Origin of the sequence: Streptomyces sp. MK37H, assembly GCF_018035285.1 — a bacterium.
Classification (GTDB): Bacteria; Actinomycetota; Actinomycetes; order Streptomycetales; family Streptomycetaceae; genus Streptomyces; species Streptomyces endocoffeicus.
The window spans coordinates 1-9,251 of the sequence record NZ_JAAAYH010000361.1 but is presented as its reverse complement, the minus strand read 5'-3'; the positions used below and the strand labels follow the sequence as shown (position 1 = coordinate 9,251).

The 9,251-nt window shown below is 71.1% G+C and carries 10 protein-coding genes, 1 tRNA gene and 1 pseudogene; 3 read left to right on the top strand and 9 right to left on the bottom strand.

Features of this window, described 5'->3' with window-relative positions; translation table 11 throughout:
- Window positions 1-19 precede the first annotated feature (19 nt).
- The 4 genes from GWI24_RS34245 to GWI24_RS34230 form a co-directional block, all read right to left on the bottom strand.
- Window positions 20-325 (bottom strand): hypothetical protein, encoded by a 306-nt coding sequence (locus tag GWI24_RS34245; protein ID WP_210949943.1) that lies wholly within the window; start codon window positions 323-325, stop codon window positions 20-22.
- A 119-nt stretch (window positions 326-444) separates the two neighbouring features.
- Complete coding sequence (locus GWI24_RS34240) at window positions 445-1,359, bottom strand: SDR family oxidoreductase (protein ID WP_210949942.1); 915 nt, start codon at window positions 1,357-1,359, stop codon at window positions 445-447.
- On the bottom strand, window positions 1,356-2,396 hold the full coding sequence (locus tag GWI24_RS34235; RefSeq protein ID WP_210949941.1) for an alpha/beta fold hydrolase: 1,041 nt from the start codon (window positions 2,394-2,396) through the stop codon (window positions 1,356-1,358). Before GWI24_RS34235 ends, GWI24_RS34240 begins: the two co-directional genes overlap by 4 nt.
- Complete coding sequence (locus GWI24_RS34230) at window positions 2,393-3,922, bottom strand: NAD(P)/FAD-dependent oxidoreductase (RefSeq protein WP_210949945.1); 1,530 nt, start codon at window positions 3,920-3,922, stop codon at window positions 2,393-2,395. Before GWI24_RS34230 ends, GWI24_RS34235 begins: the two co-directional genes overlap by 4 nt.
- 188 nt (window positions 3,923-4,110) lie before the next feature.
- Between GWI24_RS34230 and GWI24_RS34225 the strand changes: the two genes are divergently transcribed.
- Window positions 4,111-4,812: a MerR family transcriptional regulator gene (locus GWI24_RS34225; RefSeq protein WP_210949944.1), complete on the top strand. Its 702-nt coding sequence runs from the start codon at window positions 4,111-4,113 to the stop codon at window positions 4,810-4,812.
- Between the two features lie 24 nt (window positions 4,813-4,836).
- Here GWI24_RS34225 and GWI24_RS34220 read toward each other — a convergent pair whose 3' ends face one another.
- A complete protein-coding gene (locus tag GWI24_RS34220) occupies window positions 4,837-5,640 on the bottom strand; it encodes an exodeoxyribonuclease III (RefSeq protein ID WP_210949940.1) in 804 nt (267 codons plus the stop codon).
- 63 nt (window positions 5,641-5,703) lie between these two features.
- On the opposite strand from GWI24_RS34220, the gene GWI24_RS34215 reads away from it, so the two are divergent.
- Window positions 5,704-6,267, top strand: coding sequence for a GNAT family N-acetyltransferase (locus GWI24_RS34215; protein ID WP_210949939.1), 564 nt, complete (start codon window positions 5,704-5,706; stop codon window positions 6,265-6,267).
- Between the two features lie 70 nt (window positions 6,268-6,337).
- Here the strand turns inward: GWI24_RS34215 and GWI24_RS34210 are convergent, their stop codons facing one another.
- On the bottom strand, window positions 6,338-7,504 hold the full coding sequence (locus GWI24_RS34210) for a serine protease (RefSeq protein WP_210949938.1): 1,167 nt from the start codon (window positions 7,502-7,504) through the stop codon (window positions 6,338-6,340).
- 218 nt (window positions 7,505-7,722) lie between these two features.
- A complete protein-coding gene (locus tag GWI24_RS34205; protein WP_210949937.1) occupies window positions 7,723-8,082 on the bottom strand; it encodes a hypothetical protein in 360 nt (119 codons plus the stop codon).
- 226 nt (window positions 8,083-8,308) lie between these two features.
- Here GWI24_RS34205 and GWI24_RS34200 point away from each other — a divergent pair, with 226 nt between their 5' ends.
- Window positions 8,309-8,806 (top strand): Dps family protein, encoded by a 498-nt coding sequence (locus GWI24_RS34200; protein WP_210949936.1) that lies wholly within the window; start codon window positions 8,309-8,311, stop codon window positions 8,804-8,806.
- A gap of 71 nt (window positions 8,807-8,877) precedes the next feature.
- Here the strand turns inward: GWI24_RS34200 and GWI24_RS34195 are convergent.
- Window positions 8,878-8,951 (bottom strand) — tRNA-Ala (locus GWI24_RS34195).
- A 75-nt stretch (window positions 8,952-9,026) separates the two neighbouring features.
- Window positions 9,027-9,251: pseudogene (locus GWI24_RS34190) on the bottom strand (hypothetical protein); the annotation flags it as partial.

The window sequence follows — 9,251 nt, the reverse complement described above, 5'->3', positions numbered from 1 at the left end:
CCCTCCCGCCCTCTGTGCGTCACATCTCTTCGAAGGGCTCCTGGTCCATCATCTCGTCACCCGTGCCCGGCTGACGGCGCTCACGGCCCGTCCGCTGGGACTGCCCGTGGGCCTCCGGCCGGTCCTGCTGGCCACGGCGCTGCTCCTGCCCCGGCTCCCGGCGGGAGCGCTCCTCCATGCGCTCACCGGACTGCATGCGCTCAGCCGACTGCATGCGCTCACCGGACGGCGTCTGCTGACCGCGCCGCGGCTCCTGGCTCCGCCCGCCCTGCTGCTTCCGCTTGGCCTGCTGAGCCTTCTCGTTCGACTGGTCCTTGGGGCCCATGTGTCACTCCTCATCGGGTGAATGGCGTCGGGCCCGACAAGAGTTACACGCACTGACTTTCTCCGCATTCCGGACCGGAGGAGCCGAAGAAAGCACAGGTCAGGACGGTTGACGGAGCGTTACTGGTGACGCTCCGTGCCCACGGTGCCCGCCGTGCGCGCCTTCTCGTCCGCCGCGCCGCCCTCGCCCACCAGGCCGCCCCGCGCCTCCCGGGTCGCCGCCAGCCGCGGCTCGGCGCGGCGCATCTCGCGCCGCCCCACGGCATGGATGAACGCGGGCAGATAGCCACGCATCGACTGCATACCGCGCAGCCACCACTGCGCGTACACATGCGCCGACCGGCGCTCGATGCCGGCCACCAGCCGCTCCACCGCCGGGCCCAGCGGATAGGTGCGGCCCGCGGGCCAGGGCAGCCGCTGCCGCAGCTCGCGCATCACCTCGTCCCGGTCGGCGCCGCGCACCATATCGGTGTCCGTCCAGCTCAGATAGCCCACGCCGACCCGGACCCCACGGTGTCCCACCTCGGCCCGCAGACTGTGGGCGAACGCCTCGACCCCGGACTTCGACGCGCAGTACGCCGTCATCATGGGCGCGGGCGCGATCGCGGCGAGCGAGGCGATCTGCAGCAGATAGCCGCGGCTGGCGGTCAGCGCGGGCAGGAAGGCGCGGGCCGTGGTGGCGCTGCCCAGCAGATTGACCTCGATCACCCGCCGCCAGGCCGTCTCATCGGTGTCGAGGAACGGACCGGCCTGGGCCACGCCCGCGTTGGCACAGACGATGTCCACCGCGCCGAACCGCTCCACGACCTCCTCCGCCACCCGCGCCATCACCTCGGCGTCGGTGACATCCGCGTGCCAGTAGGCGGAGTCAGTGGGCAGCCGCTCCGAGACCCGCTTCAGCTCCTCGGGCTCCAGGCCCACCAGGGCGACCTTCGCGCCGCGTGCGGAGAGCTTGCGGGCGAGCAGCTCGCCGACGCCCCTCGCCGCGCCCGTCACCACCGCGACCTGGCCCTCAAGGCCCCTGCGCGCACTCATGCCGTCTGCTCCTTCGCTTCCACTGCCGTGTGCCCGGCTTCCGTCGCTGTTGTGGGGCGGGATTCCTGAGAGGTGGGGCGGGATTCCTGGAAGTGGGAGTCCTGAAAAGTTGTCAGATCAGTTTCCCGGGATGTCCCGTACTCCTCAGCCAGGCCGCGGATCACCCCGGTGACCGCCTCGGGATCCTCCAGCGGGGTCATATGGCCGAGCCCCGGGAGCTCGGTCAGGCCGGTGCAGTGCGGCAGTGCGGCGGCGAGGGTGTGGGCGTGCTCGGTCGGGGTGAGCCGGTCGGCGGTGCCGACGATGACGGCCGTGGGCATGGTCAGTTGACCGACCCGCGCGTCCAGTTCGAGGTCGGCCAGGACCCGGCCCCATCCGGCGCGTACGACGCGGGGGCAGGCGTGCAGGATCCGCGCGGCCACCTCCACCGTGGCCGGGGCGGTGCCGGGGCCCATCGTGACGTACCGCACCAGCCGCTTGGAGAGCGGGGTGACCGGACCCAGCGGGGCGCGTGAGCCCAGCAGCAGGCGGTGCACCCGCGCCCGTGCCCGCGGGGAGCGCAGCGGCACCACCCGCGACAGCTCCATCAGCCGTGAGGCACCGGTGCTGCACAGCACCGCGGCGGCCGCACGCTCGCGCAGCAGGGGACGGTCGGCGGCGGCCATCAGCGTCATCGCACCCATGGAGTGGCCCGCAAGCACGGCCCGCCGACCGGGCGGAAGGGTCGCCTCCACCACCGCCACCAGGTCGTCGGCCAAGGCGTGGGTGCTGTAACCGCCGGGTCCTGGGGCCGGGCTGCGGCCATGGCCCCGCTGGTCGTAGAGGATCACCCGGTGGTCGGCCGAGAGGGCGCGCACCACCGGCGCCCAGAAGGCCGTGGTGCAGACCCAGCCGTGCGCGAGCAAGACGGCCGGGGCGTCCTCGGGCCCGTGCAGCTCCGTGTGGATCCGGCTCCCGTCGGCCGAGACGACCGTCAGCTCGCGCTCCGGCACGGGCGGGACGTACGACCCCGAGGGCAGCGAAGGAGCCCGCCTCACCGCGATCCCCTCCCCGCACCGGCCGTGGACACCGTGGCCTTCACCGGCCCGGTGCGCGGTCGCACCACCGTGTACTCGGCGAGGTCCACGCGCCGGGTGACCCTCCTCAGCTCGGACGTCGTCCCGGGCCACAGGGTGGTGTTGCGGCCGTTGTCGAGGTACCAGCTGTCGCAACCTCCGGTGTTCCACACCGTGCGTGCCATCCTTTCCTGGATCATGTCGGTGTAGGCGCGCACCGCCGACGGCCGGGCATCCAGCGCGACCTTGCCGCCGAGGGTGTCCAACTGGCGCAGATAGTCGGCCATATAGGCCAGCTGCGCCTCGATGACGAGGATCATCGAGCTGTTCCCGAGGCCGGTGTTGGGCCCGATGATGGTCAGGAAGTTGGGGAAGCCCGCCGGGCTGGTGCCGCGCAGCGCCTCCATCCCGCCCTTCCACTCCTCCGCGAGCGTCGTCCCGCGCGCCCCGGTCACCCGCTGGGCTATGGGGACGTCGGTCACATGGAAGCCGGTGCCGAAGATGATCACGTCGGCCTCGGTCTCGGTGCCGTCGGCACCGACCAGAGTGCTGCCGCGCACCTCCTTCAACCCCGTCGGGACCACGTCCACATGCGGCTGGGCGAGCGCCGGATAGTAGTCGTTGGAGAGCAGGATGCGCTTGCAGCCGATGCGGTAGTCGGGGGTCAGCGCCGCCCGCAGCCCCGGGTCCTTGATGGCCCGTCGCATATGGGCGCGGGCCAGCCGCTCCACGAACCGCATCTCGCCCGGCCGCTTGGTGAAGGCCCCGACCTGCAGCTCCCGGATGCCCCACAGCACCCCGCGGCGGAGTGACCGGGTGGCCGGGATCTTCGAGTGCAGCCATCGCTCGAGGCCACTGATCCGGCGGTCCATCCGTGGCAGCACCCAGGGCGGGGTGCGCTGGAAGAGGGTGAGCCGGCCGACCTCGCGCTGGATGGCGGGGACGATCTGGATGGCCGAGGCGCCGGTGCCGATCATCGCCACCCGCTTGCCGCGCAGATCGGTGGTGTGGTCCCAGCGCGCGGAGTGGAAGACGGCGCCGGGGAAGCCGTCGAGCCCCGGGATGTCCGGGATCCGCGGATCGGCGAGCGGACCGGTGGCGCCGACCACGACATCGGCGGTCAGCGAGCCCCGTGCCGTCTCCACCTCCCAGTGCACCGCCCCGGAGTCCCAGCGCAGGGACCGCACCTCGGCGCCGAAGCGCAGGTGCGGCCGCAGCCCGAAAGTGTCGGCGACCCGCTCCAGATAGGCGCGGATATGGGGCTGACCGGAGAAGTTCCGGGGCCAGTCGGGGTTGGGCGCGAAGGAGAAGGAGTACAGATGCGACGGGACATCGCAGGCACAGCCCGGATAGGTGTTGTCCCGCCAGGCGCCGCCGACGGCGTCCGCGCGCTCCAGCACCACGAAGTCCGTGATGCCCGCACGGCGCAGCCGCACCGCCGCTCCCAGCCCGCCGAATCCGGCCCCGATCACCGCTACCCGTACATGCTCATGCGTCAGCCCAGCCATGCCGCCGCCTTCCACGAACGCGAATACGACCGCGCCAGCAATCACTGGCACGATGGGAGCGTAGGACAGGGATCCACCAAGCGGTAGGGGCTGTGGATAACGAAGTTACCGGCGGTCGCACCCGACCGGCCGCGGCATAGGCTTTCCTCGTGGCGACGAGCGAAGCGGACGAGGTACGCGAGTACCGCATGGCGGAACTGGCCGAGAAGGCCGGGATCACCGTGCGCACCCTGCGCTTCTACCGGGAGCGCAAGCTGCTCCCACCGCCACGTCGCGAGGGCCGGATCGCCTGGTACAACGACCACCATCTGGCCCGGCTGCGGACGATCGCGGCACTGCTGGAGCGCGGCCACACCCTCGGCGGGATCGCCGAGCTGCTCGCCGCCTTCGAAAGCGGCCGCCGGGACGTCGCCGAGCTGCTCGGGCTGCCCGGCGCCGCCGCCTCCTGGCCCGCGGAGACCCCGGTCCGGCTCAGGCCCGAGGCGCTCGCCGACTACTTCCAGGGCGAGGTCACCCCGGAGAACCTCAGCACCTCCCTCGACCTCGGCTATCTGGCCGTCGACGGCGACGAGATCGTCCACCTCAGCCACCGCCTGCTGGACGTCTCACACACCCTGGTCGAACAGGGCGTCCCGCTGGCCGCCGTGCTCGGCGCGGCGCGCGAGGTGCGTGAGCATGTGGACGCGATCGCCGAGACCTTCGTCACACTGCTGCGCGCCCATGTGCTGGCGGACGCCGTGGAGCGCGGCGAGGACGTCGGCGAGACCGTGGAGCGGCTGCGGCCGCTGGCCACGAGCGTGGTGGACGCCGAGCTGACGATGGCCATGAACCGGCGGATGCGGGCGGAGTTGGGCGAGGCGCCGCCCAGGGGCCACTCCGGGGGGCAGTGAGCTCAGCTCGTGGGAGCCACGACCTCAGTGAGCCGGGCCGTAGGCCACCGTCACCGGGGCGTGGTCGCTCCACCGCTGGTCGTAGGCGGCCGCCCGCTCAACGACCGCCTTGACCGCGCGCCCGGCGAGCCCCGGGGTGGCGATCTGGTAGTCGATGCGCCAGCCCGCGTCGTTGTCGAAGGCCCGGCCTCGGTAGGACCACCACGAGTACGGACCCGCGACGTCCGGGTGCAGGGCGCGCACCACGTCCACGTACGCCGCCTCCTCGAAGACGCTGGTCAGCCAGGCGCGCTCCGCCGGCAGGAAGCCGGACTTCTTCTGGTTGGCCTTCCAGTTCTTGAGGTCGGCCTCCTGGTGGGCGATGTTCCAGTCGCCGCACACCAGCGCCTCGCGCCCACCGGCCGCCGCGCGCTCGCGCAGTTCCTTCAGATACGGAAGGAACTCCGCCATGAAGCGCTCCTTCTCGTCCTGGCGGTCGGTGCCGACCTCACCCGAGGGGAGGTACAGGCTGCCGACGGTCACGCCCGGAAGATCGACCTCCACATAGCGGCCGCTGCCATCGAACTCGGACGACCCGAAGCCGACCCGGACGCCCTCCAGCTCGCGCCGGGCGTACACCGACACCCCGGCCCGGCCCTTGGCCGCCGCTGGGGCGTGCACCACATGCCAGCCGTCGGGTTCGCGGACCGCCTCGGGCAGCTCCTTGGGCTCGGCGCGCACCTCCTGGAGGCACACCACATCGGCCGCGGTACCGTCCAGCCAGGGGACGAAGCCCTTCTTGGCGGCGGCACGCAGCCCGTTCACATTCACGGTCGTCACGGTGAGCACGCCCGGCACGATACGCGACAAAATCAACGGCCCCTCCCCCTGCATGGAAGTACGATCCACCGCATGGACGTTCGAGTCATTCGCTACGATCACCCTGACGCCCGCAAACTCGACGCGGAAGTGCAGGTGGAGTACGCCGAGCGCTACGGCGAGGGCGATCTGACGCATATGGACGCGGCCCACTTCGACCCCCCGCACGGCCTCTACCTCATCGTGTACGACACGGACGGCACCCCGGTCGCGAGCGGCGGCTGGCGCAGCCAGGAGCGGAGCGAGGAGGGCTACGAGGACGGGGACGCCGAGATCAAGCGGATGTTCGTGGTGCGCGCGGCGCGCGGGCGGGGGCTGGCCCGGCGGATCCTCGCGGCGCTGGAGGACAGCGCGCGGGAGGCGGGGCGGGTGCGGATGGTCCTGGAGACCGGCACCGAGCAGCCCGAGGCCATCGGGCTGTACACCTCGTCCGGCTACGCACCGGTGACGAAGTTCGGGCTCTACCGCTTCGAGGAGAGCAGCCGCTGCTACGCCAAGCTCCTTACGGATGCGACGGGTGCCGCGAGCGCGACGGACGCGACGGATGCGACGGGCCTTACGGATGGCTTTACGAGCGCGCCCATAAGCCATCCGTAAGCCCATGACGAGGGGCCCGCTCCGAACGCGGAGCGGGCCCCTTGACGCCTGTCGCGTGTCTGCGAGCCGGTCAGCCCTGACCGGCGAACTTCTTGCTGATGGCCTCGAACACGCCCTTGGCCTCGGCCCCCAGACGCGGCCCGGCGAGCCAGGTGTGTCCGTACGAGCCAATCGAACTGTTGGACACCAGCACCGTCTTACCGCCGTGGTTGACGAACCAGCCACCGCCCGAGGTACCGCCGGTCATCGAGCAGCCGATCCGGTACATCGTCGGCGAGGTGGGCGAGAACGACAGCCGGCCCGGCCTGCTGGTGCAGTTGAACATCTTCGCCCCGTCGTACGGCGGGGCCTGCGGATAGCCGTACGCGCCGATCGAGCTCACCTGGTCGGCCGACGGCGCCCCGAACCACACCGGCACCGAGGCCCCGACCGTCTCCTGCAGCGACTTGCCGCCGCCGTTCTCGGGCTTCACATGCAGCACCGCGAAGTCGTACGCCGACCCCACCCCGCCGGTCTTACCGCCGTTCGCGATCCACTCGGACGAGGTCTGCGACCAGTCCGCCCACCACACGCCGTAGGGGCTGACCTCGTTCTGCGCCGCCGACTGGGTCTGCTCGGCCGGCAGTCCGTTGTCGTTGTACGAGGGCACGAACACGATGTTGCGCATCCAGCCGCCCTGCTTGCCGGAGTGCACACAGTGGCCCGCGGTCCACACCAGGTTGGACTTCCCCGGGTGGGCAGGGTCGTCGATGACCGTCCCGGAGCACACCATCGGCCCCTCGGGGCTGTCGAAGAACACCTTCCCGACCGGCGCCATGTTCTGGTGGTACGGCCGCGAGACCTGCTTGGCCGGCACGGCGGGCGGCTCGGGGTCGGTGGCCGCCTGGTCCTGGCCGGCGCTCTGTGTGGAGACGGTGTGCGACGAGTCCTTCGCCTTGGCCATCCTGGACGGCTGCCAGAAGTTCTTGATGATCGGATTGGCGAATTCCGATGCCTTGCGGGCCCACTTGTCCCAGTCCTTCCAGCCGCCCTCCTTCCACTTCTTCAGGTCGTCCAGACTCGTCGGGACGCCATCGGGCAGCTTGATCCCGTCCTTGGCCTGCTGCCCGGTGGACGCGGCCGAGGAGTTCGACGAGGAAGCCGCCTCGTCGTCACCGGGCCCGCAGGCCGAAGCGGAGACCACCAGCAGCGCGGTCATGGCCGCGGCCGCCACGGTGGAACGGCGTATGAGTGGCATGGAGCCTTATCCCCCAGTTGCGGTGCAGTTGTTGTGCTGTGATGTGCTGTGCCGCCCTCTGCCCTACGGCGCTTTCACGCCATGGGGCCACAGGACCGGGCACCTACTATGCCCGTGCCCCTGGCCTGCGCCATCACCTGTCCCCCGGCCCGCACCAAACACGAACGCGGTAAGCACGATTCCATGACATCGCGCCCTCCCCCGCGCCTCCCGAACGCTCAGGGAGAGGCCAGCAGCAGCATCGCCATCGTCACCTGAGCGGTCCCCCGCGGCTTGACCGCCCACGACCGCGCCGAGGGAAACGGCAGCCGCTCCCGGGCGCGGCCGACGGCGAAGACCCCGAACGCCGCCGACGCCAGAAACGACCCGAAGATCACCGCGCCGGGTATGGAGGAGCACTGGTTGCCGTACATGACGCAATCGGCGGCCCGCTCCGTCATGAGGGCGAGGACGATGCTGACGCCGACCGTGGGCACCAGCAGTGCGAGGCCGACCTTGGCCACCGTACGGACTCGCCGGTCATACGCGGCGCCGGCCGCCTCGTCGGCATCCGTTCCCGCGGAAGCTGTCTCGTTCACCGTTCCACCCAACCGCGCACGAGCCGCCCGCGGATCGCGCCGGGTACTCATTCCCCTCAGCTACCGGAGCTCATCCGCCCCCGCCCCGCCCCGGCGGCCGAACGTCCACCCGAGCGGATCAAGCGCGGTGGCGGCGCGGAGAGACGTCCTTAAGGCTTGATCGCATACGAACACGGGCCTCCTGTGCCAGGGGTCTGCTCTGCGGCGCTTGCGAAGGAGACACGCCATGGCCTCTTCAGGGGGTTCCCGACGTTCGGAGAGCGACGTCGCCGGATTCACGGCCTCGCCGCAGCTCGCCCAAGCGTTGCAGCAGATCGTGGTCGATCTCGTCGAACTGCATCTCCAGGGCAAGCAGGCCCACTGGAACGTGATCGGCCACAACTTCCGGGACCTGCACCTTCAACTGGATCAGATCGTGGACGACGCCCGCGAGTCGGCCGACACCATCGCCGAACGCATGCGCGCCCTGGCCGCCATCCCGGACGGCCGCTCCGAGACCGTGGCAGCGACCACCACACTCCCCGCGTTCCCGGCGGGCGAGGCGAGCGTGAGCGCCGTCGTCGACCTCATCACCGCCCGCCTGCGCGCCACCGTCGACACCCTCCGCACCCTCCACGACCAGGTCGACAGCGAGGACCCCTCCACGGCCGACCTGCTGCACGCGATCATCGACTCCCTGGAGAAACACGCCTGGATGGTCAGCGTGGAAAACCGCTCCATCTGATCGCCGCCGCACGGGCGTCGGACACCAGAAAGCCCCCGCCGAATATCCCCGGCGGGGGCTTTGAGCTGCGGTGGACCTGAGGGGATTTGAACCCCTGACCCCCTCGATGCGAACGAGGTGCGCTACCAGTCTGCGCCACAGGCCCTTGCAATGAGTGAAACTCTAGCATCCCCTCCGGGGTGCTTGGTAATCCGTTCCTCGCTGGTCAGTGAAGGGCCCGTCACTCGTTGGCAGCACGCGGCCGGTCCTCGTCGGCGTACTGGTCGAAGAGGGGGGTGCGGCCGCGGTCGCGGGTGCCGCGGGGTGGGGCGGCGACCGAGTCCGGGGCCGGGGCGGGGTCATGGGCGGAGGCCGGGTCGACGGTGCTGGAGCGGGCCGAGCTCCAGGCGTCGGGGGCGGCCAGGTCGACGCTGCCGGTGGCGCGCGGGGCGACCGGGGCGGTGAC

Coding starts and splice junctions, on each gene's coding strand:
- GWI24_RS34215 (WP_210949939.1), top strand. CDS start 5,704: ATGGACGTTCGAGTCATTCGCTACGATCACCCTGACGCCCGCAAACTC.
- GWI24_RS34245 (WP_210949943.1), bottom strand. CDS start 325: ATGGGCCCCAAGGACCAGTCGAACGAGAAGGCTCAGCAGGCCAAGCGG.
- GWI24_RS34210 (WP_210949938.1), bottom strand. CDS start 7,504: ATGCCACTCATACGCCGTTCCACCGTGGCGGCCGCGGCCATGACCGCG.
- GWI24_RS34225 (WP_210949944.1), top strand. CDS start 4,111: ATGGCGGAACTGGCCGAGAAGGCCGGGATCACCGTGCGCACCCTGCGC.
- GWI24_RS34230 (WP_210949945.1), bottom strand. CDS start 3,922: ATGGCTGGGCTGACGCATGAGCATGTACGGGTAGCGGTGATCGGGGCC.
- GWI24_RS34200 (WP_210949936.1), top strand. CDS start 8,309: ATGGCCTCTTCAGGGGGTTCCCGACGTTCGGAGAGCGACGTCGCCGGA.
- GWI24_RS34240 (WP_210949942.1), bottom strand. CDS start 1,359: ATGAGTGCGCGCAGGGGCCTTGAGGGCCAGGTCGCGGTGGTGACGGGC.